This window comes from Chryseobacterium glaciei, from assembly GCF_001648155.1.
In the GTDB taxonomy this organism is placed as follows: Bacteria; Bacteroidota; Bacteroidia; order Flavobacteriales; family Weeksellaceae; genus Chryseobacterium; species Chryseobacterium glaciei.
This window is the reverse complement of the sequence record NZ_CP015199.1, coordinates 1,242,060-1,268,215: the sequence shown is the minus strand read 5'-3', so window position 1 is coordinate 1,268,215 and position 26,156 is coordinate 1,242,060. Positions and strand designations below refer to the sequence as shown.

Genomic DNA, 26,156 nt, shown 5'->3' with positions numbered 1-26,156 from the left:
TTGAGCTTTTATCAGACTTCGAATAATATAATAAGTGCATTTTCACTTAAAGCTTCAAATTCCAACATTTCAATTTCGTTGAGAATGATCGCGTCTCTGGTTTCCATTAACCTGTTTTGAAGCTCAAAAGCACCATTGATTACCATTCCGAAAATTGATTTTCCTTTTTCATATAAAGAATATTCCTGCTCTTTTCTGCCTTCATATAATCCAATGAAATTCGGACACTCTAAGTTTTTTGAGATTTGAATTAATGTATTTTTTTCGTTCAGATTCAAGTTTTCAATTGAGAAAGAGTTTTCTGATGTTTTACTTTTTAATTCCAAGATCAAAACATCTGCTTTTTCGCTCGGAAGATTATTTTTTAAGGTTAAAAAATTACTTTCACTTGATTTTAAAGTAAAAATTTGTTCTGCTGAAATAGGTTTTTCAAAATCATTAATTACAATTTCGCCGTACAGAACGATCATCAGGATAGTACAGTTCTCTTTGTATTCAAAATCATAGCTTCCGTTTTTATCCAAAACAATTTCAGAAACTTTTCTCAGCTTAGAATTTTCTTCACTGAAACTTATTTCATTAAAAGCAGATGAATTTTCTTTCTTCCAAACAGAAAGATTTGATTTACATATTCTTGACGGGCTTTGAACTAACATAATTTCCTGATTTTAAATATCTCCACATCACACAGATCAACATCTGCTTTTGATTTTCAACACTTCACATATATAGTTTCTATCGATGAAAACCTGTGCTTTTGTGGAAACTAATTAAACAACCTCTAAACTTAAGCCGAAACTTTTATGGTATGGGTCAGAGCGAAACCTCCGCTTACGCTTCCTGAAATACTGGACATTTCATTGGAGGTTCCATCACTGAACACGTTATCATTCGAATTATAAGTATATCCGCTCATGCCCTTGTAGCCGGTACTTGCGCCTACTTGCACAACCGCGCTGTCACTTGCTTCCGGAAATGCAATTTGAGTTACCAAAAGCGATTGCCCCGCAGCATTGTAAACATGAACATGAATATGAGTAGCTCTTCCATTATACCAACCTGGAAAAATAGAGGTAAAATTCACTTTACCGTTAGCATCCGTAGTCTGTCTTCCTCTTAAAAAATGAACCGATGTGTAGTTTGTAGACTGCATTCCTGTTCCGCCATATTCAGAATAATTTCCGTCTTTATCGCAATGCCAGATATCCACAAGAGCACCTTGTAAATTGGCACAGCTTGCATTAACATTCTGAATTGTAATGGCAATCGTAAAAGGAACTCCGGTTCTGTCGCTTATAATATTACTCTGAACCAAACTTGACGGCGTTTTTGTAGGAAACGGACCTTCTGTTTCAGAATTGGTTACCGAACATCCTGTAGATGATCCTGATGACGTACCGGAAGAATCTATAACGTCATCATCGCTTCCACAATGGATTAAAAGAGGAGCTGCAACTGCTGTTACGCCTGCTAAACCCAGACTTCTTAAAAAGGACTTTCTATTCATTGTTTTCATAATACGGGTTTTTAAGGTTAAAAATTAAAAGGATAAAGTCTATATATTTTATCTTTTCAATTTTGATACACCAAATGTATTTTCAAAATACCTTCCCCGAAAATTTATGAGGTGAACGGATGAAAAGTGTCGGTAAATGCTGATTTTTTAAGAAACGTTAAGAATGTTTTGTGTCATTGCGAGGAGCGAAGCGACGAAGCAATCTCTTATTTTTTTTAGCTATTTCCTGCTTTTCGTTACAATCTTTTTTTGCTAAAAAGGATTTTCTCTACAATCAGGGCTAGGGTTTTTGTCGCCAATTCAATCTATCTCTATTATTAGATCTTTTCCAGATGAGAATTACTTATTCACAATCCTCATCACCTCTTCTTTATAAGTTTCCCCAATAGGAATAATAAAATCCCCAATGTGAATATTACGATTAACAATAGTTTTAATATTATTTACAGGAACAATATAAGAACGGTGAACCCGCACAAAATCCTTTTCAGAAAGCTTTTCCATAATATTTTTCATGGAAGAACGTGCTGTAATTTTAGAATTATCTTTTAAATGAATCTGAATATAATCATCCAAACCTTCAATCAATAGAATGTCATTAAAATTGATCTTATGAAGCTTATAATCTGCGCGGATAGACAAATGTTTTACTTCATCATTTTCTGTATTGATCTTTACTTTTTCAACAGCTGACTTGAATCTTTCAAAAGAAAAAGGCTTCAATAAATAATCTACAGCATTGATGTTAAAAGCATCAACCGCATATTCAGAATAGGCAGTCGTAAAGATCACTTTTGTGTTTTGGGAAATATTTTTGTAAAAATCCAGACCGTTTTTGGATGGCATTTCAATATCTAAAAAGATGAGGTCAACAGGAAATTTATTGAGATATTTTTGAGCATCACTTTGTATATTGAAAACCTTTTCCAGCGAAAGATTTTCAATTTTTCCGGCATAATTCTCAATAATTTTCAGGGCAAGAATTTCGTCGTCCAAAGCGATGGCTTTTATCATATTTTTATGTTAAATTAATTTTTAAATCAACTTCATAAGTCAAGACATTGTTAGTAATTGTCAGCGTATGTTTGTCAGCATAAACCTGATTAAGATGCTCAATTGTGTTTTTTAAACCAACTTTTAAACTGTTTTCATCTGTAATGTGATGATTGACAACATTATTAAAAACCGTAAAACTTAAAATATCTTCCTGAACAATCACTTTCACAGATATTTTTGAATTCTCGGCAGCATTAAAGCCATATTTAAAAGCATTTTCTATAAAATTAACCAAAATAAAAGGTGCAATTTTAAGATCTTTAGTTTCACCGATTTCAGTGTAAGTGAAATCTAAACTGCTGTCTGTTCTCACTAATTGAAGTGCGATATAATCCTTTAAATACTCAATTTCTTTGCTTAGTTCAACAAAATCTTTACTGCTTTCCTGAACAACATATCGCATCACATTCGAAAGTTTCAAAATTCCATTGGGAGCATCATCAGATTTTAGTAAAGCTAATGAGTAAATAGAGTTTAAAATATTAAACAAAAAATGGGGCTGCAGTTGATATTTTAAATTTAATAATTCGGCTTTGGCTTTTGATCTTTCCAATTCTTTCTTTTCATTATTTCGATAAATAAAAAGTGACGACAAAAAAGAAAATAAAAAAGGAAGGAGAGAGGAAAAAATCATCTGATAATAAGAACCGTCATTTCTGTGTCCGAAATTTTGAAACGGCTGCTGTCCATCCATTGGCGGTGGTGGCATATTTCCATTTGGTGGAAACATTTCATGTTGAGGCATCGGCATTGGTGAAGCCTGTTGTGTATCCAACAAATTTTCAGAAGTAAAATAATAAGGTAAAAAAACCATGATGATAAAGCTTATCACCACACAGACAACAAAAGCTGAATATTTTTTCTTGCTGTAGAATTTCGGAAGAAAAATAAGTAAGTTTAAATAGAAAAAGATAATAATTAAAACAAAACGAATAAACTCTCTCTGAAAAGGAGAAACCCTGAAAACAGACAACGTACCATCAAAATCCGGAGAAGAAACTATAGGTATAGTTAACAGCAATGGAATCAGTATAATATGCGGCCATAGTTTTTTCATTAAACTAAAATATAAAAAGTTTAAAGAATATTGAGAATATTAATGTTACTTTTGATTGAAACAAACTTGATATGAAAAATTTATGGGTCATTTTCTTTGCTTTAATCGGAACATTAATAAATGCTCAGGATCTTAAAAAAACGGCAAAGGAAATACAGGAAGAAGGTATTGAATTATATCGAAGTGAAATGGCGAGCTGGTACGGAACGGATGTTTTGAAGGCAAACTATGATAAGATGGAAAATGTAAAAGGATATTTTTCCTACATTGATGGCGGAGTTCCAAAATGTATTTTCTTTTCTGAAAAGAGTAAAGTTTTAGCTACAGTTGCGTTTCCTGCGAATTATAATCCGAGGGATGCGAAGATAGATCTGAACGAAAGAGATTTTACACCGAAAGAATTAGATTATTTCACGATCAGGCAAAATGCGAACGAAAAAGTAAAAACCGATACCATTTTCCAGCAATATAATAATACGAGTATGAATTTGATTCCTATTATTGATAAAAATAATGTTAAGAAAGTATATGCTGTTACAGGCCCTTCAGTGGATGATATCGTTGTTTTTGGAAATGATTATTTGATCAGTTTTAATGATAAAAATAAAGTGACAAATATAGAAAAATTGCATAAAGGAATTATTATTCAGGCCATGAAACAGGAAAAAATGGAAAATGCAATTTCCGGACTTCACTCTCATGTTTTGGAAAATCACCAGACGATAACGCCAACGGATATCTGCACCTTAATGCTTTACTATAAATTCACCAATTGGGAAGATTATTTTGTAGTTTCTAAAGACTTTGTAAGCATTTGGAGAAATAAAACCAATAATTTGGTGATTATAAAAGAAAAAGATTTTAAAAGAATGGCCGAGAGTGTCGAGAAGTCTGACAAAAATAATAGTAACAAAAATTAAGAATAGAAAATTATGCACGAAAAAGCGAAAGACCCTTTACACGGAAAAAGACTCGATGCTATTCTTGAAGAGCTGGTAGAATATTACGATGGATTTGAGAATTTGGGACAGCAGATCAATATCAAATGTTTCACGGATAATCCGAGCATCAATTCTTCTCTGAAATTTTTACGAAAAACCGATTGGGCAAGAACAAAAGTTGAAAGCCTCTATCTTTATGTACTAAGACAGAAAAAAAAGAACGAACCCAAAAGTGAAAACTAAAAACGCTAGGTTTTAGATACTTCTTTAAAGGTATTTTCTCGGTCAATAATTTCAAAAATAGTATATTTGTGCCGTTAATCGTGAAAAAAGCTCACGAAAAAAAGAGAAAATATGACAATTGAAAACAATCATGTTGTAGCTGTAAAGTACATACTTCACACTATCGAAGAGGGTGGAAGTAAAATTCTTGTAGAAGAAACAACAAACGAAAATCCACTTATATTCTTATACGGTATGGGAATGATGATTCCTAAGTTTGAACAAAATATCCTTGGTTTGAAAGCTGGTGATAAAGCAGCTTTTGTAATTCAGCCGGAAGAAGCTTACGGTGAAAAACAACCGGATGCTATTGCTCAATTGCCAATAGATATGTTTAAAGAAGCTGGAATTCCTCCTGTAGGAGTTATTTTGCCTTTATCTGATAATGAAGGGAATAATTTCCAGGCATTTGTAGTAGAGGTAACTCCAGAATTTGTTGTGGCAGACCTTAACCACCCAATGGCTGGGAAAGTTTTAGATTTCCAGGTAGAAATTTTAAACACACGTCCTGCGACAGAAGAAGAGTTATCTCACGGTCACGCTCATGGAGTTGATGGAAACGAAGCTCACTAAAATATAATATAAATGTCCGATTTCTTATCGGACATTTTTTTATTCTAAAAATTCTCCACTCACATAAAACCAACGGTTTTGTATCATTTTGAATTTTGATAATTCATGATGAACTTGCTCTTGACCGTCTTCGTCAGTATAAAATGCTTTAAATTCAACTTTGCTGACAGAAGGTTTATCCACAATTTCCAGTTTTGTCCATTCATTAATTTCTCCCCATTCCTGCAAATCTTTTGTATTATGAAATTGTCTTTTGCTTGGAGATGTTGTTTCCATTAAATATTTTCCATTCGGAATCGCAAATGCAGAAAACCTTGAACGCATCAAAGCCTCAGCTGTCGGCGCATTTTTTTCTCCTGTGTGGTAAGGTTGACAACATTCTTCGTAAGGTTTTCCTGAGCAGCAGGGACAATTCATTTTTTCTAATTTTAATTTTCAAAACACAAATTTACACGAATATTTTTTTACAAATAGCACAATCTTGTATCAATAGGAATGGGCTTTAGCCCGTTTAAATAATAAATGAATTGTAATTGGCTTTAGCCAAAACTTATACCGGAATATTTCTCCCACAGATCGCACAGATTTTCACAGATGATTGCGTATAATCTTTTTAATTACAATAAAATATAACACAAACATCTGTGAAAATCTGTGCGATCTGTGGGAAATAAAAAATATCCACAATTTAAAAACAAAAAAAGCATCCAAATCAATGAATGCTTTTAAAATTTATTTAATAAATCCTCTGTTTCTCAATAAAGGCTTAATATCCGGATCATGTCCTGTGAAATCTCTGAATGCCTGATTAAGATCAACCGAGTTACCTACAGAAAGAATATATTTTCTGAAACGGTCCCCATTTTCTCTTGTCAAACCTCCGTTCTTTGAAATCCATTCCCAAGCATCGTTATCCAATGTTTCAGACCATAAATAAGCGTAGTATCCTGCTGAATATCCACCTCCCCAAATGTGTGCAAAATAAGGTGTGTGATATCTTGGTGGAACGGTTGATAAAGTAAACCCGTGTTTTGTTAATGATTGTTTTTCAAAATCTAAAACAGGGATTAATTGACTTTCATTCGTCACCGTATGCCAATCCATATCAAGTTCAGCAGCAGAAACTAATTCTGTGGTCATATAACCTTGATTGAATGTTCCCGCTTTTTTGATTTTATCAACCAAAGCTTGTGGAATAGGCTGTTTTGTTTCGTAATGAAGTGCATAATTCTTTAAAACAGTCGGATCTAAAGCCCAATGTTCATTAATTTGCGACGGAAATTCTACAAAGTCTCTCGGTACACTTGTTCCTGAAAGCGATGGATATTTCTGACTTGCAAACATTCCGTGAATCGAGTGACCAAACTCATGGAAAATTGTTGAAACATCATCAAAACTAATTAATGAAGGTTTTCCTGGAGCGGGTTTCTGATAATTATAACAGTTTACAATTACTGGTTTTGTTCCTAATAAATAAGACTGTTCAACAAAATTACTCATCCAAGCACCACCATTTTTAGAATCTCTTGTGTAGAAATCCAGATAATAAATTGCAATAGATTTTCCATCATGATCGAAAACTTCATAAGTTACCACATCAGGATGATAAACCGGAAGATCTGTTCTCTTTTTGAAAGTCAGTCCATAGAATTTTTCAGCAGCGAAGAAAACACCTTTTTCCAAAACCGTTGTGATTTCAAAATAAGGTTTGATTTGGTTTTCATCTAAATCAAATTTCGCTTTTCTTACCTGTTCAGCGTAAAAATTCCAGTCCCAAGGTTCAACCTTGAAACCTCCTTTTTGCTGATCGATCAAATCCTGAATGTCTTTTGCCTCACGTCTTGCTGTTTCTACAGCCGGAGTAGCAATTTGGTTCATTAAGTTGGTTGCAGCTTCAGGTGTTTTTGCCATCTGATCTTGCAATTTCCATTCTGCAAAACTTTTCTTACCTAAAATCTGAGCTTTTTTAAGTCTTAATTTTGCTAATTTTTCAATAGTTTCTCTGGTATCATTTCCGTCACCTTTTTCAGCTCTTAACCAAGAAGCTTTAAATAACTTTTCTCTCGTTGCTCTGTTGGTAAGGTTTTGCAATAAAGGTTGTTGAGTCGTATTTTGTAAAGCTAAAAGATATTGACCGGGTTTTCCTGCAGTTTTTGCATCGGTTGCCGCAGCAGCTATTTCGTCAGCGGAAAGTCCGTCCAATTCTTTTGCATCAGAAAAGAAAACGCCACCTACTTTTCGAGCTTCCAATAGTTTATTTGAATATTGAGTAGAAAGTGAAGCTAATTCTTGGTTTACCTGCTTTAATTTTTCTTTATCCGCAGAAGAAAGATTTGCTCCTGCAATTTCAAAATTCTGTTTGTAAAATTGTACCAGTCTTTTACTTTCAGGATCTAAACCATCTTCTTTAATCGATTTAATTCTTTTGTAAAGATTATCATTTAAATACATTTTGTCAGAATGCGCTGCAAAAATTGGAGCATATTCTTCGTCTAAAGCCTGTAAAGTTGGGTTTGTATTCGCACTTGTAAGATTTGAAAATATGATAACCGTTCTTTTCAACACTTCACCACTTTTTTCTAAAGCAACGATGGTGTTTTCAAAAGTTGGAGCATCAGGATTGTTGGCGATTTTTAAAATTTCAGCGTCGTGCTGTTTTAACCCAAAATCAAAAGCTGGTTTAAAATGTTCATTTTTAATTTTATCAAATTCGGGAGCTTCGTATTGAAGCTTGCTTTTTTTCATAAAAGGATTTGATGAAAGAGAAGCGTCCGGTACAGGAATTTCCTGTTGATTATCGGTTTTTTTCATTGTAGTACAAGAGTAATTAAATGCTAATGCAGAAATTAATAATACCGATGTAATATTTTTCATAAATTAGTTGTTATTAAAGTATAAAGATATTAAAAACTTAATGTATAAAACGGTAAACATGAAATCAACAACTATTTTTATTTTTTCGGCCTTCGTCTTATTATCCTCGTGTAATGATAAACATGAGAGCAACAGAGAAGACAAAAGCAATTGGGTAGATAAGGTAACTAATAAAGACCACGGTCCAGGCAAGGAAAAACAATATACAGGTGATTTTGATGAAATCGAAGTTTCTCAAGCTATCAGCGCTGAAATTATAAAATCTGAAACGGAAAGAGTAGTGGTTTACGCACCTGCCAATATTATCGATGACATATTAATTGATAAAATCGGAAGTAAGGTACACATTCATTATAAATCCGGAATCAGAGTAATGAATGGACATAATGTTAAAGCTAAAATTTACGTTAAAGATTTCTCTAAACTGATTGCTAATTCTGCAGCAAGTATTACAGTAAACGATAAATTTACCCAAGAAAAAACAGATATTGAAGTATCAAGCGCAGCAAGTGTGACTGGAGATTTAGAAGCTAATAAATTTGAAATTTCCGCAGACAGCAGTAGTAGTTTTGAAGGAAAAATCTGGGCAGTTGATTTAGATGTAGAAGCATCTTCAGCAGCAAGCATCAGTATTTCCGGAAAGGCTAAAAATGTTGACCTTAGTTCTTCTTCGGGAAGTAGTCTTTCTGCAAAAGATTTTATTGCTGATAATCTAAAAGTTGAGGCTTCAAGCGGCGCAAGCGTTGAGGTAGGTGCAACATCAAGCATAGATGCAGAAGCTTCATCAGGCGGAAGTGTAAATGTTTACAAAAAAGGAAATGTTACAGACATCAAAAAAGATGAAAGCAGTGGCGGAAGCGTTACTATTCAATAAAAATTAAACAAGAGGTTCTTCATCTTCATCATCTGTGGATGAGGAGCCTTCCCAGTTTTTGTTATCAAAATTAAGATTATCAAAAGCCAATAATTCCTCCTCTCGCTGGAGGATTTCTTTTGTGGTGAAAAGAAGAATTTCATCATCCTCTTTTGCTTTGGCTAACCTTCTGATAGACGCTTTATCGATCGCCATAAATCTCTGTCCGAGACGTCTTGCAGCATATTTTCTCATTCCTGTTTCGTGAAGAACATCAACGGCCATGTCAACGGCAGTTCCTAATGTTTCGCGGTAAATATTATCAATCCCGTTATTAAGATAAGTGTAGGCGTCAATTCTGTTTTTTGCTCGGACAAAAATTTTCACGTCCGGATAATGCTCACGTACGAGATCTGCAATGAATTTGTTATCATCAGCATCATCAAGACATAAAACCAAAACTTCGGCGTCTTCAATTCCTGCCGCTCTTAAAATCGGAATTCTTGTGGCGTCACCGTAATATACTTTAAAACCATAACTTCTCAGAAGTTTCACACGGTCAGAATCTCTGTCCAAAACGGTTGCCGTAACTTTATTGGCCTTCAATAATCGACCAACGGTACTTCCAAAGTGCCCAAACCCAACAATGATGATCTTTTTTTGAGTAATATCATTGTCCAGAATATTAAAAGCACTTTCTTCCTCAGGAATTTCTTTGATAAATTTTGGAGTGAGAAATTTATCATTAATAATTAAAAGAAATGGCGTAATACACATCGTAATTGCCGTCACAGCCATCATTTGTGCATTAAGTTCCGGACTTAAAAGATATAAATTTGAAGCATAATTAATTAAAACAAAAGCAAATTCTCCAACCTGAGAAAGTGCAAAAGCATAAAATAAAGTTTGAGGAGTATCTATTTTGAAAAATTTTCCAATAGCGTATAAAACTAAAAATTTCACTGCTAAAACCGCAAAAACCGTACTGAAAATGAAAAGCGGATCTTGTTGAATAATATTAAAATTCATCGTAGAACCTACACTCACGAAAAAGACGGCAAGCAATAACCCTTTGAAAGGATCGATCTGAGCTTCCAATTCATGGCGAAATTCGCTGTTCGCCAGCATCACCCCTGCAAGGAAAGCGCCTAATGCGGGAGATAACCCAATCGCAACCATTAATTCTGAAACGCCGATTACTAAAAATAGGGAAGAGGCAGTTAATAATTCTGTCATTCCTGATTTTGAAACATATCTTAAAAATGGAACGAAAACATATCTACCTAATAAAATCAAAATTACAACACCTAGAATTACTGTTCCGGCCTGCAGCCATTCCGGAAGTTTCTGAATTAAGATCTGGACTTCATTATCGTTGTGTCTTGCTTTATAATTGGCAATAATCGGTAAAATTGCCAAAATTGGAATTACCGCAATATCCTGAAATAGCAGGGTAGAAAATGATGCTTCACCCGCCAGAGTCTTCAGGTTATTTTTTTCCTGTAAGGTCTGTAAAACAATAGCTGTGGAAGACAGTGCAAAACACATCGCAATGGAGATCGCTTTATCAATTCTCCAACCCACACTTATGAAAACTAGAAATAATAAGGAAATGGTAAGTAACATTTGTGTGAGCCCCAAACCGACTATTTTCTTTCGCATTTCCCAGAATTTTCTGGGTTCCAGTTCCAATCCAACCAAAAATAAAAGCATAATTACGCCAAATTCACTGGCGTGCATGATGCCATTAACATCTTTTCCGGTCAATCTGAGAACGTACGGACCGATGATAATTCCTCCAAAAATATAGCCGATCACAGAGCTTAACCCCAATTTCCTAGCCAGCGGAACCATAATGATGGCAACGCCTAAGAAAATTAATGTGTTCATTGCTAAACTGGATTCCATATTTTTTATTGATTCAGGAGTTCTACAAATTCTTTTTTATGTAAAATGATCTCTTTTTTTGAGAGTTTATTGGCTTCGTAAACGATTTTGATGTTTTTAATATCAGCTTTGAAAACATTTAAGGAAACGATCAAACCGCTGATGAGTTCATCAATTGTATATTTATAAGTTCCGGTTTTGGTAAAAGATCTTTCTTTTCCGCCTGTGGTTACGAGGATGTAAACTTCTTTGCCTTCGAGTGGATTGTTCTCGCCTTCTTTCAGCCAATCGCGATCGAAAACTTCATCAACCCATAATCTTAATAAAGGTGGAATTCCGAACCAAATAATAGGGAATTGGAAAATAAAACGATCATAATTTTTCAGTCGTTTTCTTTCTCTGAAAGCTGCAATGTGAAAATCAGGATATTCTTCGTAAAGATCTCTAAGGGTAAAATGTTGGTGACGAACATAGAAATTAATGAGCTCTACATTTGAGTTTGAGTGCTCTAAATAAGGATGCGCAAAAACTACCAACGTCTTCTTCATAAAACCTGTTTTCAGTAAATATAATGAAAAAATATTGAATAAAAGAAGTTTTTATAGTGATTTTATTAACTTTTCGATATGTAAAATTGAATTTAATGTTAAAATAAGACAAAGAAACGTCTCGTTTTTAGAATTTTAAATAAAAAGATAAATGGTGCGAGCGAAGCGAGCGTCAAAGCAGATAGTATTAGCGATGTTACGTTGAGCCTGTTGAAACTTTTAAAATTAATTTAAAAATAAAAAAATCGGCCAAATAATGACCGATCCTATATTGTGTTTAAAGATATTTTTAATTTACCAACCACCCGAAGCGCCACCGCCTCCAAAACTTCCGCCACCGCCGAAGCCTCCAAAACCGCCGCCTCCGCCGGAACTTCCACCACCAAAGCCACCTCCTCCAAAACTTCCCGGGAAAGGAAAGAATCCACCCGGATAATTGCTGCGACCTCTTCTGGAGAGAATTACGTCATCATCGTCATTGTTTCCGCCTCTTCCGCCACCTTTATTTCCGAATAAAATGATGAGAATAATAAAGATAACAAATGCAATGAGCAGTATTTTTAAAGTACTTCCACTTCCGCCACTTTCTGGAGCAGCAGGTTTAAATTCCCCCTGCACAGCTTCCATAATAGCTGAGGTACCACGATTGATACCTTCATACCATTGTCCTTGTTTGAAATTGGGAGTAACAATATAATCTAAGATCTGTCCGGCAACTGATGCTGTTAAATATTGTTCAACCGCTCTTCCTTGCTGGATAGACATCGTGTGATCTTCTGTTGCAATTAAGAAAACTACACCATTGTCAACACCTTTTTTTCCGATTCCCCATTTTTCGCCAAACATTGTCGCCAGAAAATTCACATCTTCTCCTTTTGAAGAACGAATAATAATAACTTCAATCTCTGTTGAGGTAGAATCTGCGAACTTAATTAGTTTGTTATTAAGCTGATCCTTTTCCTGTTGACTAAGGATATTGGCTTCATCAAAAACAGGATACAAAACCGCAGGCTTTGCAGGAATAGTATATTGTGCTGATACAAAACTGTAAAAGCAAATCAATAAAAATAAAAATACTATTTTAAGAGAACGTAATCTCATTAGAAAGTTGGTTGGGGTTTTCTCCTTTTACGGGAAAATGTTTTTTTAACTCAATACCTGTTTCCAGAATGGCACTTTTTAATGCCTTGTGATAATTTCCTTTCGCAAATTCAGACGTAATATAATCGTGCAGATGATCCCAAAAAGATTGATATACTTTATCATGAATTCCAACATCGCCAATAATGGTAAGATATTTTTTTTCGAAATTGACATGAAAAAGCACAGCATTCCTCTCGACAGTTTTATTCTGACAAAGCTTTTTGAAAACTTCAAATGCCGTTTTTGCATTCTGATCTTCGGTTGTAGAGTCTATATGCACTCTAATCTCGCCTGTAGAATGTTTCTCTGCTGATTGAATAGCTTCCACGAGGGAAGCTATTTGCTGATCTGTTAAGAAATTACCCATTATTCTTTGAATGCGTCTGGTGCTTTTTGAGCTCCTGCTTCAGCTTTGAAGTAAGGTTTTTCTTTAAAGTTGGTAAAATTCGCCAAAATATTATTTGGGAAAGTTTTGATCGAAGTATTGTAATCCTGAGCCGATTCATTATAGTAAACCGTTTCAGATCTGATACTGTTTTCAATCGCAGTATATTCTCTTTGGAAATTGATATATTGTTGATCTGCCTTTAAGTTTGGATAAGACTCTACAACGGCCATCAATCTGCTTAATGATCCGGATAATTCTCCTTGTGCTGCTTGGAATTTAGCCATATCAGCTTCAGTCATATTCGTAGGGTCGATGTTGATAGAAGTCGCTTTAGAACGTGCTTCAACAACTTTCGTTAATGTTTCCTGCTCAAATTTTGAATACGATTTTACTGTTCTCTCCAGATTCGGGATAAGATTGGCTCTTTTTTGATACACAGTCTCCACGTTAGACCATTTTGTATTTACCGTTTGTTCTTTGGTAACGAAGTTATTATACCCGCTCTTTCCCCAAAAGAATAGAACAGCAACAATAATAAGAAGAGCAATACCGATCGTTCCGGCGCTCAGGCAACCTTTATTTTTCATAGTTTAATTTTTTTAAATATTTTTTGTGCTAACCAAATATACAAATTATGTGCTAATTTTGCAGAAAATTATTTTAATGACAACAATAGTGGTGGCAATGGGAGAGAAGAATGAGATTGGTTTTAATAATCAGTTGCTTTGGCATCTTCCAAAAGATTTAAAACATTTTAAGGATCTTACCTCGGAACATCCAATTATTATGGGAAGAAAAACATATGAAAGTATCGGGAAACCTCTTCCTAATCGTACTAATATTGTTATTTCAAAAAAGAAAAACTGGTTTGAAGAAGGGATTTTAATTGTTGGAAGCATTAAAGAAGCTGTAAAATTCGCTAAGAAAATTGATGAAAATGTTTTCATCATCGGTGGCGGAAATATTTATGAGCAAACGATAGATTTGGCAGATAAATTAGAAGTTACTCTAGTGAAAGCCGATTTGGAAGCCGATACTTATTTCCCTAAAATTGATGCTAAGGTTTGGAAAAAAACAGAAGAAGTATTTCATGAAAAAGATGAAAAAAATCAATATGATTTCTATTTTCAGACATTTGAGAAAATTAAGAGTGAATAGTTATAGAAATTCTAGGCTCTAACTTCTAGCTTCTAACCTCTAAATTATTTATCTTTGCACTTCTAAATTTTAATAATGAATAAGTACATAAAAATTGTAATTGCAGCTCTTCTTATTATATCAGGTCTTTATCTGATGATCTTTACAAGAAGTTTAGGATGGGGAATTGTAATATTTCTTCTGGCGGCATTGCCTATTTTTCTTTTCCTTAAAAATGAATATATCCTTTTGGCATTCTGGCAATTAAGAAAACAGAATATGCAGAAAGCAGCAAACTATTTAACTGGTATTACCAATTATCAGAGTCAGCTTCACAAATCTCAGTATGGATATTTCCATTATTTACAAGGTTTGACATTAGCTCAGGACCACCCTACAAAAGTGGAACCTTTAATGAAAAAAGCATTGGAATATGGTTTAAACATGAAACACGACAGAGCAATGGCAACATTAAATCTTGCTGCTGGAGCGATCTCAAAAGGTAGAAAACAGGAAGGTCAAAAGCTATTGGAAGAAGCGAAAAGATTGGACACTGCAGGAATGATGACGGATCAGATCAAAATGATGAAAGATCAGTTGAAAATGCCTACAATGCAAAAACACATTCACAATCCTCATATGAGACAAAGAGGGAAATTCTAATTGAGAATTTGCTTATAAATATAAATGCACTTGATTTTTTCAAGTGCATTTATTATTTTGAATAATTGATTTTAATATGTTTCGTGACATCACTAATACTATCTGCTTTGACGCTCGCTCCGCTTGCGCTGTTCTTTCATTTTGAGAAATGAATTTCTTAATATTCTTCACTTCTTAATTAAAATCTTAATGGTTTTAGTACGCAATTACATTTCCGAACTATGATCATGCCCATAAAATTTGGGAATTTGCCAATGATATTTTACAGCTAACGTTCTGATGCCTACAATTAATAAAATGGTGAAAATCTGAATAAAAGTATAAGAAAGATTCGTGAATTTTGTCATTAATAAAAATGCAGAACCTCCGACAATACAAGCTGTAGCATAAATTTCTTTTCTAAAGATCAATGGAATTCTATTCAGCAAAATGTCCCGAATTATACCTCCGAAACAGCCGGTAATTGTTCCAAGTCCGATACATATTAAAGGATGGATATCCGCATTCAAACCTTTCTGAACTCCGATTATGGTAAACAATCCCAATCCGAAACTATCAAAAATAAATAGAGTAACCTTAAAATTTTTCTCCAAAGATTTAAATATCATTGAAAAAATACTTGTAATGATAATCACAGCACAAGTCAAAAGATCGTGCATCCAGAAAACCGGAATGTCTAATAATAAATCTCTCACAGTTCCGCCTCCAACCGAAGTTACGAAGGCAATAATAAGCACACCGAATGGATCAAGACGTTTTTGCATCGCTGCAAAACTTCCCGACATCGAAAAGGAAATCGTTCCGAGTACTTCTATGGCAAAATTGAACTGTTCGTGCATATTTTAATATAGGTAATGAGTAATTGGTAATGAGTAATAATATTATGCTGTTTTATTTTGAGATAATTTAAATTTATAAGTTGTCATTACTTTTACAAGTTCTTCACATTCTGATTTTAAATGTAAAATATTTTCAGAATCTAAATATCTCATTTCTTCAATAATTTCTAACCAAAGTTGAGTTTCATCAATTTCTTCAACTACAATACAGATTTTAGCAAACCTTTCTTTTTCAGATCTAGCTCTTGCAACGGCTCTGTAATTTGCAGCTACAGAGGTTGCAGATCTTATTATTTGCTTTCTAATTATTGAAAGACCGTCAGAATATGGTAATGATGATAAAGATTTAATTATAGAAATAGAGAAGTTTTTAGTTCTATCTCTAAATTTTTGATTAAAATCCATGATTGTAAATATTACTGATTACCAATTACCCATTACTTATAATTTTACTCTTACTGCATCGGGAACTAGTAATTCATATTCTCCTCCATGATTGATAATTTCCCTCACAATGCTACTGCTGATGAAAGATTTTCCTGATGAAGTTAATAAGAAAACGGTTTCCAATTTTTTATGAGCCAAAGTTCTGTTGGTATGAGCAATTGCTTTTTCAAATTCAAAATCCGCAGGGTTTCTTAATCCTCGAAGAATGTACTGAGCATTTTTTTCAAAGCAAAAGTCAACCGTTAAGCCTTCAAAATAATCTACTTCAACGTTTGGAAATTCGGAAACGGAATTTTGGATGAATTCCATTCTTTTTTCCAACGGAAACATATATTTCTTTTGAGAATTCTGTCCGATGGCAATGATTAATTTATCAAAAAGCGGAGCCGCTCTTTCTATAATATCATAGTGTCCTAAGGTGATAGGATCAAAAGATCCCGGAAAAACAGCAATTTTCATGCGTAATTAAATTATAAGTTATGAGTTATCAATTAAGAGGTGAAAAATCGTTATAAATTTCTAATCTCTATTATCTAACCTCTAATTTCTATTTTTATTTAATGCTTTTTCAACTTCATTTCCACAAAGATCTGTGATAGAAATTCCGTAGATTTTTGCCTGCTGAGGAAGAATACTTGCCGGAGAAAACCCTGGATTTGTATTCATTTCCAACATATAAGGAATACCGTCCATCAAAATAAACTCACTACGCGAAAAGCCGCTCATCCCAAGAGAATCGTACGCTCTTTTTGAGATTTCTTCGACTCTTTTTGTCGTTTCGGCATTAATTCTTGCAGGAGTAATTTCTTCGGAAGCACCTTCGTATTTAGCTTCATAATCGAAAAATTCATTTTGTGGAACAATTTCTGTAATTCCCAAAACGATGGTTTCACCCTTAAAATCAATTACGCCTACAGAAACTTCCATTCCGTCTAAGAAACTTTCAATTAAAATTTCATCATCTTCTTTAAAAGCAATCTCGGTTGCTGCAATTAATTCAGACTTTTCTTTCACTTTAGAAATTCCTAGAGAAGAGCCGGACTGATTAGGCTTAACAAAAACAGGAAGTCCCAATTCATGAATGATCTTATCTACATTAATATCTTCTCCTTTTCTTAAATAAACACTTTTCGCAGAAGGAATTCCATATTTAGACAATACCGCTAACGTATCTTTTTTATTAAATGTTAAAGCACTTTGGTAAAAATCACAGCCTGTATAAGTCTGTCCGATGGCGTCCCAATACGCTTGTAAAATTCCATTTTCGCCCGGAGTTCCATGGATAATATTAAAGCAAACATCAAATTTTAGCTGCTCATTATTATCTAATGTTACGGAGAAGTCACCTTTGTTGATGGCATATTTTTTATCATTTTCACCTAAAAAATACCACTCATCTTTAAGAATAACTACTTTATATACATCGTAGAGGTCTCTGTCTAAAGAATCATAAATTAATTGACCGCTTTTCAGGGAGACAACATATTCGTCGGAATAGCCTCCCATAACTACGGCAACAGTTTTTTTGCTCATAACCATATAGTATCAATTAGGGCAAATTTAATGATTTTATACAATGCAATAAGGGAAATTCGGAAAATTTGAAATCAAAAATGAATTGTGTTAAATAAAAAGGACTTTCTAAAATTATTAATTATATTTGCCGTTATAATTAAAGTCTTTTTAAGTATGCTTAAATCACTTTTCAATTGGAAAGTTTTACTGAACTTATTAGTAGCCATCGCAGTTTTTGTTGGGTTGGTGTGGCTTACGTTTCGTTGGTTAGAATACCATACGAAACATGGTCAGGAAACTCCGGTTCCAAATGTTGTCAATAAATCTGTATATGATGCTGTTAAGATATTAGAGGACGCAGGCTTAGAATATTCTGTAGACAGTGCTACATATGATCCTAAATATAGAGCTTTTCAGGTTCTTAAAATGTCTCCGTTTGCGGGCTCTCGTGTAAAAGACGGTAGAGCAATTGAATTGAGAGTAAATCCTAGAACTTGGGCACCTGTTGCAATTCCTGATGTTATCAATAAATATTCAGGATTAGCCTTCCAGAGAATAACTCAGGTTGGATTAAAGGTTGGAGATACTATTTTTGAACCAAGTATTCAAAAAGATGCTATTATTCGAGTATTATTCAAAGGAAATGCAGTAAAACCTGGAACATTGATTCCTAGATTCTCAACGATTGATGTTGTCGTAGGTTCAGGACCTATGAGAAATATCTCAATACCAAATGTGGTAGGGTTAACCGTGAAAGAAGCAAGAGGAGTTATTGCAAGAAGTATGTTTGAAGTTGGTCTTGTAGAACATGAAGACGGAAGCAAAGACGAATCTGATATTATTTATTATCAGGATCCTGCTTCGGGAGATGTCAGGGATCAGGGAATGCAGATGGATCTCTGGGCGAGTAAGAAAACTCCGGCAGAATTAAGTGCTAAAATAGAACAGTTAAATTCGATATACCGTATGAAGGTTGATACATCATTACCTCCTGTACGTTACGAAGAAGTTCCGAATTATCAGTCAGCTCCGGAACCTGTACCTGTTGCTCCGGCACCAGTACAAAGAACGGAACCTGTGAAGGCAGAACCTAAACCGGCAACAACAAAACCGGCCACTTCTACAACTGAAAATAAACCAAAAACTTCTGCAAGTTCTAATGCGAATACAGGAAGTAATAATAAAACACCGGCTACAGGCGCAACACAGCAACCTGCTCAAAAGCCGAAAGCTAAAAAAGTAGTCGTAGAATAATACCTACTTATTATAAAAATTAAGGCTTCAACTTTCATAATGTTGAGGCCTTTTGTGTAAAAAAATAAAACAATGACAGAAGATAACGAAGATTTTTTAGATGAAGAATTATTAGATTCCAACAGTATCGATTCTATTGATAGTGATGAGGAAAATAGCGGGCTGTATGAGCATCTTAATCTCACTGTTGATAAAAAGCAAGAACCATTAAGAATAGATAAATTTCTATTAATCTATCGTCAGAATTCTTCACGAAATAAAATCTCACAAACTTGCAGAGCCGGAAATGTTGTCGTAAACGGATTACCCGTAAAACAAAACTATCGTGTAAAGCCGGGAGATCAGGTTTCTGTATTGCTGGCACATCCTCCAAGGCTAAATGTTATTGTTCCTCAAAATATTCCTATTAATATTATTTATGAGGATGATGATCTTGTGGTTGTAGATAAAAATCCTGGAATGGTTGTTCACCCCGGATTCGGAAACTGGGACGGAACTTTAGTAAATGCACTTGCCTATCATTTCGAACAAAATAATGAAAAATCTGATCTCGACAGAGTAGGACTGGTTCATAGAATTGATAAAGATACTTCAGGATTATTGGTTATTGCCAAAAATGAATATGCTTTAAGTTTCCTTGCCAAGCAATTTTTTGAAAGAAAAACAAAAAGATTATACTGGGCTTTTGTGTGGGGAAATGTGAAGGATGATGAAGGAACAATAACCGGACACATCGGAAGACATCCTAAAAATAGAATGCAAATGCATACCTATGTAGACGGAAGCCACGGAAAACATGCTGTAACCCATTATAAAGTCCTTGAAAGATTTAAGTATATGACTTGGGTGGAATGCAAATTAGAGACCGGAAGAACCCATCAGATAAGAGCGCACTTCAAACATATCGGTCATACGCTCTTTAATGACGAAAGATATGAGGGTCATACACCTTTGAGAGGGGTTAACCTACCTAAGTATAAGCATTTTATAAAAAACGTATTCGAGGTTTTGCCCAGACATGCGCTTCATGCCCACACTTTAGGATTTATTCATCCAACTACTAAAAAGGAATTGTATTTTGAGAGCCCAATGCCCCAAGATATGACGGATGCCGTAAAAAAATGGAGAAATTATTTAGAAAACTAAAAATATATTGAGAATTTTTTTATATTTGTTGAATTGAAATCAAGATTTGTTATGAGAAAACTATATGCTATCGTGTGTTTGGCTCTTTTGTCAAATGCATATAAAGCACAAGAAACATTACCATACTATCAACAATATCTTTTGGATGGTGAGTTCCTGTTCAACCCTGCACAATACGGTAAAACGGACTATGTTCAGCTTAATCTTAACTACCAACAGCAATTTTCAAAGTTTAGCGAGTCTCCAAACGTACAGTCTGTGGGGATCAACGCGAATATCTTTGATAGAGTAGGTGCTGGTATTTCTGTTTTTAGAGATAGTAATGGACCTATCTCGGCTGGGGGTATTACAGCTGGTGCTTCATATTTCATTCCTCTTAGCAGTGAAGGAGAAAGAAAAGATCAATTCTCTTTCGGTACAAGCGTAAGCTTCTATAATATGAATTTTGATTACTCAAAAATTAATACTGAAGATGCGTCTGACCCTTTATTACAGGGTAGTGAGAGTAATATCTTCATGGCTTATGCCAACTTTGGGGTAGCGGCTACCTATCACAATATCTTTGCAGGCGTTTCTGTAAATGATATCGCGTTAACAAATGATGAGTCTATCATCAATGGTCGTGAGCCTTCTCCAATCAAATTCTTCTTAAACTTAGGATATGACTGGCATTTTGCAGACAACATGTATGTAACACCATCTGCATTAATCAACCTTAATACAAACTCTACAAGAACAATTGATTATAACTTGATAGCAACGTTCTTCAACGATATCAATTCATTCTCTTTTGGAGTTAACTATAGATCTGTTCAGAATAGATTCGATAGCCAACAATTAAGTATTTCTCCAATCGTTAAAGTAAGATTTAACAAATTTATGATAGGAGCAAGTTACAACCTTGGATTATCTGATATTCAGGAATATGGAGGAAACAGCTTCATGATCGGTCTAGGTTATAACTTTGATAACTTCATTAATCATAGAGGTTATAGATATTAATCAATTTAATTTAAATAAATTTGAGCTCTGATTTTTTCAGAGCTTTTTTTATGATTTATATTCACATCCCGTTCTGTAAGCAAAAATGCAGCTATTGCAACTTTCATTTTTCAACATCTTTAAATTTTAAGGATGAAATGATTGCTGTGATGAAGAAAGAAATCTTTTTAAGAAAAGATGAACTGCAGAATAAAAACCTGCATTCCCTTTACTTTGGTGGTGGAACACCTTCTATTCTCTCTGTTGATGAGATCAATTCTATGATCGATGAGGTGTTAAAACATTTCAGTTTTGAAAAAGACATTGAGATAACTTTGGAAGCCAACCCAGATGATTTAGATAAAAACTTTTTAAAAGGACTATCAAATTCTCATATTAATCGATTGTCGATCGGAACTCAAAGCTTTTTTGAGGAAGATTTAAAGCTGATGAACCGAGCACATAACGCTTCCGAAGCCGAAAGTTCTATCAAAAGAGCTCAGGATTTTGGCTTTGAAAACTTAAGTATTGATCTAATTTACGGTTCGCCAACCTCCAATCTTGCCATCTGGAAAGAAAATTTAAACAAAACAATCGCTTTAGAAGTTCCCCATATTTCTTCTTATGCGCTAACTGTTGAGCCAAAAACAGCGTTGGAAAACTGGATCTCGAAAGGAAAAGTAGCTAATCCTAAGGAAGAAGAACAGAATGAAGAGTTTTATTACCTCTCAGATTTCCTAAAAGATAATGGTTTTGATCATTATGAAGTGTCCAATTTTGCAAAACCCGGCTTTTATTCAAGGCATAATTCTGCGTATTGGAAGTATAAAGAGTACTTGGGAATCGGGCCATCTGCACATTCTTACAACGGTCATGATATCAGAAGTTGGAATATTGCCAATAATCAACAATATATTAAGAAATTAAATTCAAATATTTTAGCTAAAGAAACAGAAATTCTGTCTCAGGAAGATCAGTTTAATGAAATGATCATGATTGGTTTAAGAACAATTTGGGGCGTAGATCTTGAAAGTTTGAATAATAAATTCTCAAATCAGATTTTAGATACATTCCAAAATGATATTAAATCTAAAGTTTCTGACGGTATTTTAGTAGTTGAAAACAATCATCTTAAAATTCCTGAAAAGCATTGGTTTATGGCGGATGGAATTGCTTCGGATTTGTTTATGGTTTAGCTTGGAAGTCAGAAGCATGAAGTTGGAAGAGTTGTTTGTGAAAAACTTCCGGCATCCAGCATTCAGCATTCAACAATTTCACTATTTTTGTATAAAATTTCAGATCACTTGAAAACTAAAAAAGTAAATTACTCGCATCTTTCAGCAAAACAGCCTATCGGAATTTTTGATAGCGGGGTTGGAGGATTAACGGTTGCTAAAGAAATAAAAAGGCTTCTTCCTAACGAAGATCTGATTTATTTCGGAGATACAAAACATCTTCCGTATGGTGAAAAATCAAAGGAAGCGATCATCGAATATTCTACAAAGATCACCAACTTTTTGTTGGCTCAAAATTGCAAAGCGATTGTAATTGCCTGTAATACGGCAACTGCGAATGCTTTAAATGAAGTGATGCAATCTGTTGCCGGAAAAGTTCCTGTGATTGATGTAATAAATCCTGTTGCAGAAAAAGTTTCGTACGAAATTCATAACAATGTTGGAGTTATTGCTACAAAAGCAACGGTGAATTCAGGCTTGTATAAAAAAAGCATTAGAAAGCATAACAAGTGGATCAAAGTTGATGAATTGGCAACACCTTTATTAGTTCCGGCTATTGAAGAAGGGTTTAAAAATCATCCGATCACACATGCAATTATTTATAATTATTTAAGCAATAGTAAATTAAAAAATATTGAAACGCTTATTTTAGGATGTACTCATTATCCTTTGTTGATTGATGAGATCAAACAATATTACGGAAACCGCGTTCGTGTAATTGATTCTCCAAATATTGTTGCCAATCATTTAAAGATCATTTTAGATAAATATAACCTTCTGAATGAGGGGAATTCTAAGCCTAATTATTATTTTTATCTCTCAGATATTACCAAGAATTTTGAGAAGATCTCTAAAAAGTTCTTTGGTAAGACCATCGATTTAGAACTAAAAGTATTATGAAAATAAAAGCTGCTTCGCATTGAAACAGCTTTTTTCTTTGTTTTATAAAGCTTTTTTAACGCAAAGATTTATTATCTAAAGTATAGTTTTGAGTGAGCAAAGAATTAATCAATTTCCAATTGATCTATTAAGCTAGCTTCATAAGCGACTTGTCGCCATTCTTTGCTTCCTTAAAATTTTCGATAAGTTGTATAATCTTTGCGTTTAAATAAATTAAATTTCCAAAATCACCTTTTTACTTTCCAATCTCTTTTTCGGAGTATGGCTCGGCTGATTGCTGTCTTCTTCGGATTTCTCACCGATTACTACTGCAAACAAAGTTTCATAGGCTTCATTTTTCAAAATCTCGTTGTATTTATCTGTTTCAATTCCTTCCATCGGTGTGGAATCAATTCCCATATCAGCACAAGCAGAAAGAAAAACTCCCAGAGACAGATAAACCTGATGTCCAAGCCATGATTTTATGGCTTCTTCACCTTTTGGTTTTACAAAGTTTTTGTAATAATTAATAGAACCTTCGGGAAGATTTTCCTCAATCTGCTCTTCAAAATCTTTAACGTTTTTGATCACCTGAAATACAACTAATTGATTGCTGTCTACAATTTTCTCTTTGTTAAAATAAGAAGCTTCTGCCAATTCAGTTTTGATTTCAAGATTATTTACAAACACAAAATTCCATGGCTGGCTGTTGATGGAAGATGGACTGAGATGTAAAATTTCTTTCAATTGAGCTATTTGTTCTTCACTTATTATTCCTTGAGGATTGTATTTTTTTACGGTATACCTCGTTTTCATTTTGTTTAAAAAGTTCATAATTTTATACTATCATTTTTATAGTTACAAAATTAATTTAAGTTTATTAACTTTGCAATAACGGTAAAAAATGATAGTATAAATGTACACAGTAGATAACAAGCCATATCCTTGCTGCACCAGCGTCACAATGAGGTTTATAGGCGGAAAATGGAAAGCGGTAATTTTGTTTTATTTAATTGATGGAGCAAAAAGATATAACGAATTAAGAAAATTAATCCCGACAATAACGGAAAGAACGTTAAGCCTTCAATTAAAACAATTAGAAGAAGATAATATCATCGACAGAAAAGTTTTCACAGAAAAGCCACCTTTGATGGTAGAATATTCATTAACGGATTTTGGAAAAACATTGCTTCCTGTTCTGAATGAAATTACAAAATGGGGACAGGATGCCGTAGAAATTTCAAAAAAAATAACCAAGAATTAAATTTCCTGGTTATCTATTTCTAATGTTTCTACAGTATTCGGTTTAAAAAAACTGAAACTCACGTTTCCGTATTTTCTGGTTTCTAAAAAGTTGGGATGATCGAATTTCAATCTACTTTGATGTTCAACAATCAGAACACCATTTTCTTTTAAATATTTATTATTTAACACTAAAGAAAGCAGTTCGTAGTATTTTTTTTCTTCCATCTCGAATGGTGCATCAGAAAAAACGATCTCAAAAGATTTTTTATTTCTGAATTTTTTTAACCAATCAAAAGCATCTCCTCTCTGAACGCTTACCTGCACAGACATATCAAGTTCTGCAGCGGTCGAATTAAGGAAAGAAGTGTGTTTTGGATTCATTTCTACAGACGTTACGTCTTTGCAGCCTCTCGAAGCAAATTCAAACGTGATAGAACCGATTCCTGCGAAAAGATCCAGCACGGAGATCGACTGCATATCATACGTATTTTCTATGATACTGAACAAAGCTTCCTTTGCAAAATCCGTCGTCGGTCTTACATCAAAATTCTTTGGAGCTGCTATTTTTTTGGCTTTCCATCGGCCGGATATTATTCTGTACATTTTTTTAGTTGAGTTGTTGTTTTATTTTTTAATAAAATTTTCCATAAAAAGATTTTATATCAAAATAATATTTTAATGTTGTTCCGTCAGTTTTTTCTACAGTTATTACATCAAAGGGTTTCCCGTTGTGTTCAGTTAATGATTGTGATTTTACTTTGCAATCATTACAGTTTTGTCCTATAAATAAATATTCATCCTTTACACTTTTTGCTTTGACTGCTGTTTCATATGACAGACCGTCTTTTTGATGACTGATATTAGTCGAGCCACAAGAAGTAATAACAAAACTGCATGTAGTTATTACAAGATAAAGAATAAATTTTTTCATGATAATGGTTAAAGTTTTTAGTTGAAATATGAAATTAGACTATACAAGTATAAAATTCTTATTAGGAATATTATCAAATACAATTTTCAGATTCTTTACAAATTTCTGTAATTCTGAAATAAAGGTTTCATTCTCAGTGGTTTCTCCGTAAGCAAAAAAGCTGGTTTCATTGATTCCAAAACCGATTTTGCTTAAAGTAAACATTACAAAATAAAGAAAATCTACTTCCGAATTTACATCCAGATTATTGTATAAGATGATTTTTTTATTGTCAATGGCAAAAAACTCACACTGATTATGATATAAATTGATGTGAATTTCTTTATTATTTTTATTGTTGATCGAATTTAAAAATTTCTCTCCTGAAAAATTAAAATGAACCGGAATCGCCAATTCTTTTATTTTCTTGTAAAAAGTTTTCGGAAAAGTATAATAAAACTGAACCTTGAATTTTTTATTCACAGAAAGCATCAGTTCTTCGTTTTCCTTGTCTACAGGAGCGTTGAAAGCAATCAGCTCAAAGCCTGCATCATGCTCTGAAAATCCTTCAGGCATTAGGGTAAAATGGTTCAGTGACGAGATTACATGAATTTCGTCAAATCTTTGTTTTATGAGAATATCATCCAGTTGATCAGCAATGAAATTTTCCGGAGTTTCCTCTGTCACGAAATAAGATTTTTCCTCCAAAATGCTTTTATTCTTAGCTATTTGGTAGATCAATCCGTCTTTGGTAAAAAGTAAATTAAGTACGTTCATATTACAATTG

General features: G+C 33.8%; 30 protein-coding genes and 1 pseudogene. 12 read left to right on the top strand and 19 right to left on the bottom strand.

Going from position 1 to position 26,156, the window contains the following annotated elements; translation table 11 throughout:
• Positions 1-11: 11 nt before the first annotated feature.
• The 4 genes from A0O34_RS05635 to A0O34_RS05620 all read right to left on the bottom strand — a co-directional run bounded on the left by A0O34_RS05635 (position 12) and on the right by A0O34_RS05620 (position 3,629).
• The gene (locus A0O34_RS05635) at positions 12-656 is read right to left on the bottom strand and encodes a pirin family protein (RefSeq protein ID WP_066752324.1); all 645 of its coding nucleotides are present in this window, start codon (positions 654-656) and stop codon (positions 12-14) included.
• Between the two features lie 131 nt (positions 657-787).
• Positions 788-1,516 (bottom strand): dioxygenase family protein, encoded by a 729-nt coding sequence (locus tag A0O34_RS05630; protein WP_228394356.1) that lies wholly within the window; start codon positions 1,514-1,516, stop codon positions 788-790.
• A gap of 339 nt (positions 1,517-1,855) precedes the next feature.
• Positions 1,856-2,530: a LytR/AlgR family response regulator transcription factor gene (locus A0O34_RS05625; protein WP_066752322.1), complete on the bottom strand. Its 675-nt coding sequence runs from the start codon at positions 2,528-2,530 to the stop codon at positions 1,856-1,858.
• Positions 2,531-2,534: 4 nt separating this feature from the next.
• On the bottom strand, positions 2,535-3,629 hold the full coding sequence (locus A0O34_RS05620) for a sensor histidine kinase (protein ID WP_066752319.1): 1,095 nt from the start codon (positions 3,627-3,629) through the stop codon (positions 2,535-2,537).
• A 71-nt stretch (positions 3,630-3,700) separates the two neighbouring features.
• Between A0O34_RS05620 and A0O34_RS05615 the strand changes: the two genes are divergently transcribed.
• The 3 genes from A0O34_RS05615 to A0O34_RS05605 all read left to right on the top strand — a co-directional run bounded on the left by A0O34_RS05615 (position 3,701) and on the right by A0O34_RS05605 (position 5,425).
• Entirely contained in the window at positions 3,701-4,549 is an 849-nt protein-coding gene (locus A0O34_RS05615) for a hypothetical protein (RefSeq protein ID WP_066752315.1), read from the top strand.
• 12 nt (positions 4,550-4,561) lie between these two features.
• A complete protein-coding gene (locus A0O34_RS05610; protein ID WP_066752312.1) occupies positions 4,562-4,813 on the top strand; it encodes a VF530 family protein in 252 nt (83 codons plus the stop codon).
• Between the two features lie 111 nt (positions 4,814-4,924).
• Positions 4,925-5,425 carry an FKBP-type peptidyl-prolyl cis-trans isomerase gene (locus A0O34_RS05605; protein WP_066752309.1) on the top strand — a complete coding sequence of 167 codons (501 nt, stop codon included), beginning with the start codon at positions 4,925-4,927 and terminating at the stop codon, positions 5,423-5,425.
• Positions 5,426-5,464: 39 nt separating this feature from the next.
• Here the strand turns inward: A0O34_RS05605 and A0O34_RS05600 are convergent, their stop codons facing one another.
• Positions 5,465-5,842, bottom strand: a complete 378-nt coding sequence (locus tag A0O34_RS05600) for a YchJ family protein (protein ID WP_066752306.1) — start codon at positions 5,840-5,842, stop codon at positions 5,465-5,467.
• 315 nt (positions 5,843-6,157) lie between these two features.
• Positions 6,158-8,299 (bottom strand): M3 family metallopeptidase, encoded by a 2,142-nt coding sequence (locus A0O34_RS05595; RefSeq protein WP_066752304.1) that lies wholly within the window; start codon positions 8,297-8,299, stop codon positions 6,158-6,160.
• A gap of 58 nt (positions 8,300-8,357) precedes the next feature.
• Here A0O34_RS05595 and A0O34_RS05590 point away from each other — a divergent pair, with 58 nt between their 5' ends.
• Positions 8,358-9,173 carry a GIN domain-containing protein gene (locus tag A0O34_RS05590; protein ID WP_066759524.1) on the top strand — a complete coding sequence of 272 codons (816 nt, stop codon included), beginning with the start codon at positions 8,358-8,360 and terminating at the stop codon, positions 9,171-9,173.
• A 3-nt stretch (positions 9,174-9,176) separates the two neighbouring features.
• On the opposite strand, the gene A0O34_RS05585 is transcribed toward A0O34_RS05590, so the two are convergent.
• The 5 genes from A0O34_RS05585 to A0O34_RS05565 form a co-directional block, all read right to left on the bottom strand.
• The gene (locus tag A0O34_RS05585; RefSeq protein ID WP_066752302.1) at positions 9,177-11,060 is read right to left on the bottom strand and encodes a monovalent cation:proton antiporter-2 (CPA2) family protein; all 1,884 of its coding nucleotides are present in this window, start codon (positions 11,058-11,060) and stop codon (positions 9,177-9,179) included.
• A gap of 5 nt (positions 11,061-11,065) precedes the next feature.
• The gene (locus tag A0O34_RS05580) at positions 11,066-11,587 is read right to left on the bottom strand and encodes an NAD(P)H-dependent oxidoreductase (RefSeq protein WP_066752300.1); all 522 of its coding nucleotides are present in this window, start codon (positions 11,585-11,587) and stop codon (positions 11,066-11,068) included.
• A 294-nt stretch (positions 11,588-11,881) separates the two neighbouring features.
• Positions 11,882-12,688, bottom strand: a complete 807-nt coding sequence (locus tag A0O34_RS05575) for a TPM domain-containing protein (protein ID WP_066752297.1) — start codon at positions 12,686-12,688, stop codon at positions 11,882-11,884.
• The gene (locus tag A0O34_RS05570; RefSeq protein ID WP_185097275.1) at positions 12,669-13,097 is read right to left on the bottom strand and encodes a TPM domain-containing protein; all 429 of its coding nucleotides are present in this window, start codon (positions 13,095-13,097) and stop codon (positions 12,669-12,671) included. The genes A0O34_RS05575 and A0O34_RS05570 overlap by 20 nt, the downstream gene beginning before the upstream one ends.
• Positions 13,097-13,705 carry a LemA family protein gene (locus A0O34_RS05565; RefSeq protein WP_066752292.1) on the bottom strand — a complete coding sequence of 203 codons (609 nt, stop codon included), beginning with the start codon at positions 13,703-13,705 and terminating at the stop codon, positions 13,097-13,099. Before A0O34_RS05565 ends, A0O34_RS05570 begins: the two co-directional genes overlap by 1 nt.
• A gap of 76 nt (positions 13,706-13,781) precedes the next feature.
• Here A0O34_RS05565 and A0O34_RS05560 point away from each other — a divergent pair, with 76 nt between their 5' ends.
• Together A0O34_RS05560 and A0O34_RS05555 are read left to right on the top strand one after the other, a co-directional pair.
• Positions 13,782-14,276 carry a dihydrofolate reductase gene (locus A0O34_RS05560; RefSeq protein ID WP_066752289.1) on the top strand — a complete coding sequence of 165 codons (495 nt, stop codon included), beginning with the start codon at positions 13,782-13,784 and terminating at the stop codon, positions 14,274-14,276.
• Between the two features lie 75 nt (positions 14,277-14,351).
• The gene (locus tag A0O34_RS05555; RefSeq protein WP_066752287.1) at positions 14,352-14,918 is read left to right on the top strand and encodes a hypothetical protein; all 567 of its coding nucleotides are present in this window, start codon (positions 14,352-14,354) and stop codon (positions 14,916-14,918) included.
• Positions 14,919-15,124: 206 nt separating this feature from the next.
• On the opposite strand, the gene A0O34_RS05550 is transcribed toward A0O34_RS05555, so the two are convergent.
• From A0O34_RS05550 to A0O34_RS05535, 4 genes are all read right to left on the bottom strand, one after another.
• A complete protein-coding gene (locus tag A0O34_RS05550; RefSeq protein ID WP_066752284.1) occupies positions 15,125-15,757 on the bottom strand; it encodes a trimeric intracellular cation channel family protein in 633 nt (210 codons plus the stop codon).
• Positions 15,758-15,799: 42 nt separating this feature from the next.
• Positions 15,800-16,162, bottom strand: a complete 363-nt coding sequence (locus tag A0O34_RS05545; protein WP_082891103.1) for a four helix bundle protein — start codon at positions 16,160-16,162, stop codon at positions 15,800-15,802.
• A 36-nt stretch (positions 16,163-16,198) separates the two neighbouring features.
• Positions 16,199-16,663: a pantetheine-phosphate adenylyltransferase gene (gene coaD / locus A0O34_RS05540; protein ID WP_066752277.1), complete on the bottom strand. Its 465-nt coding sequence runs from the start codon at positions 16,661-16,663 to the stop codon at positions 16,199-16,201.
• 81 nt (positions 16,664-16,744) lie between these two features.
• Complete coding sequence (locus A0O34_RS05535; RefSeq protein WP_066759522.1) at positions 16,745-17,737, bottom strand: D-alanine--D-alanine ligase; 993 nt, start codon at positions 17,735-17,737, stop codon at positions 16,745-16,747.
• Positions 17,738-17,893: 156 nt separating this feature from the next.
• On the opposite strand from A0O34_RS05535, the gene A0O34_RS05530 reads away from it, so the two are divergent.
• The 5 genes from A0O34_RS05530 to murI all read left to right on the top strand — a co-directional run bounded on the left by A0O34_RS05530 (position 17,894) and on the right by murI (position 23,235).
• Positions 17,894-18,973: a PASTA domain-containing protein gene (locus A0O34_RS05530; protein WP_066752273.1), complete on the top strand. Its 1,080-nt coding sequence runs from the start codon at positions 17,894-17,896 to the stop codon at positions 18,971-18,973.
• A gap of 72 nt (positions 18,974-19,045) precedes the next feature.
• Positions 19,046-20,119 (top strand): RluA family pseudouridine synthase, encoded by a 1,074-nt coding sequence (locus A0O34_RS05525; RefSeq protein WP_169816836.1) that lies wholly within the window; start codon positions 19,046-19,048, stop codon positions 20,117-20,119.
• A 51-nt stretch (positions 20,120-20,170) separates the two neighbouring features.
• Positions 20,171-21,121 (top strand): PorP/SprF family type IX secretion system membrane protein, encoded by a 951-nt coding sequence (locus A0O34_RS05520; RefSeq protein ID WP_066752270.1) that lies wholly within the window; start codon positions 20,171-20,173, stop codon positions 21,119-21,121.
• A 50-nt stretch (positions 21,122-21,171) separates the two neighbouring features.
• Positions 21,172-22,296 (top strand): radical SAM family heme chaperone HemW, encoded by a 1,125-nt coding sequence (gene hemW / locus A0O34_RS05515; protein WP_082891102.1) that lies wholly within the window; start codon positions 21,172-21,174, stop codon positions 22,294-22,296.
• A gap of 108 nt (positions 22,297-22,404) precedes the next feature.
• Complete coding sequence (gene murI, locus A0O34_RS05510) at positions 22,405-23,235, top strand: glutamate racemase (protein ID WP_066752264.1); 831 nt, start codon at positions 22,405-22,407, stop codon at positions 23,233-23,235.
• Positions 23,236-23,448: 213 nt separating this feature from the next.
• Here the strand turns inward: murI and A0O34_RS05505 are convergent, their stop codons facing one another.
• Positions 23,449-24,048 carry a nitroreductase family protein gene (locus A0O34_RS05505; RefSeq protein WP_066752261.1) on the bottom strand — a complete coding sequence of 200 codons (600 nt, stop codon included), beginning with the start codon at positions 24,046-24,048 and terminating at the stop codon, positions 23,449-23,451.
• Between the two features lie 82 nt (positions 24,049-24,130).
• Between A0O34_RS05505 and A0O34_RS05500 the strand changes: the two genes are divergently transcribed.
• Positions 24,131-24,478, top strand: a complete 348-nt coding sequence (locus A0O34_RS05500) for a winged helix-turn-helix transcriptional regulator (RefSeq protein ID WP_066752258.1) — start codon at positions 24,131-24,133, stop codon at positions 24,476-24,478.
• Here the strand turns inward: A0O34_RS05500 and A0O34_RS05495 are convergent.
• The 3 genes and pseudogenes from A0O34_RS05495 to A0O34_RS05485 form a co-directional block, all read right to left on the bottom strand.
• Positions 24,475-25,065 (bottom strand): annotated as a pseudogene (locus A0O34_RS05495) (RsmD family RNA methyltransferase); the annotation flags it as partial. The gene A0O34_RS05500 and the pseudogene A0O34_RS05495 overlap by 4 nt on opposite strands.
• A 25-nt stretch (positions 25,066-25,090) precedes the next feature.
• A complete protein-coding gene (locus A0O34_RS05490) occupies positions 25,091-25,390 on the bottom strand; it encodes a hypothetical protein (protein WP_066752252.1) in 300 nt (99 codons plus the stop codon).
• Positions 25,391-25,429: 39 nt separating this feature from the next.
• A complete protein-coding gene (locus A0O34_RS05485; protein ID WP_066752249.1) occupies positions 25,430-26,146 on the bottom strand; it encodes a DUF3822 family protein in 717 nt (238 codons plus the stop codon).
• Between the last annotated feature and the right edge of the window lie 10 nt (positions 26,147-26,156).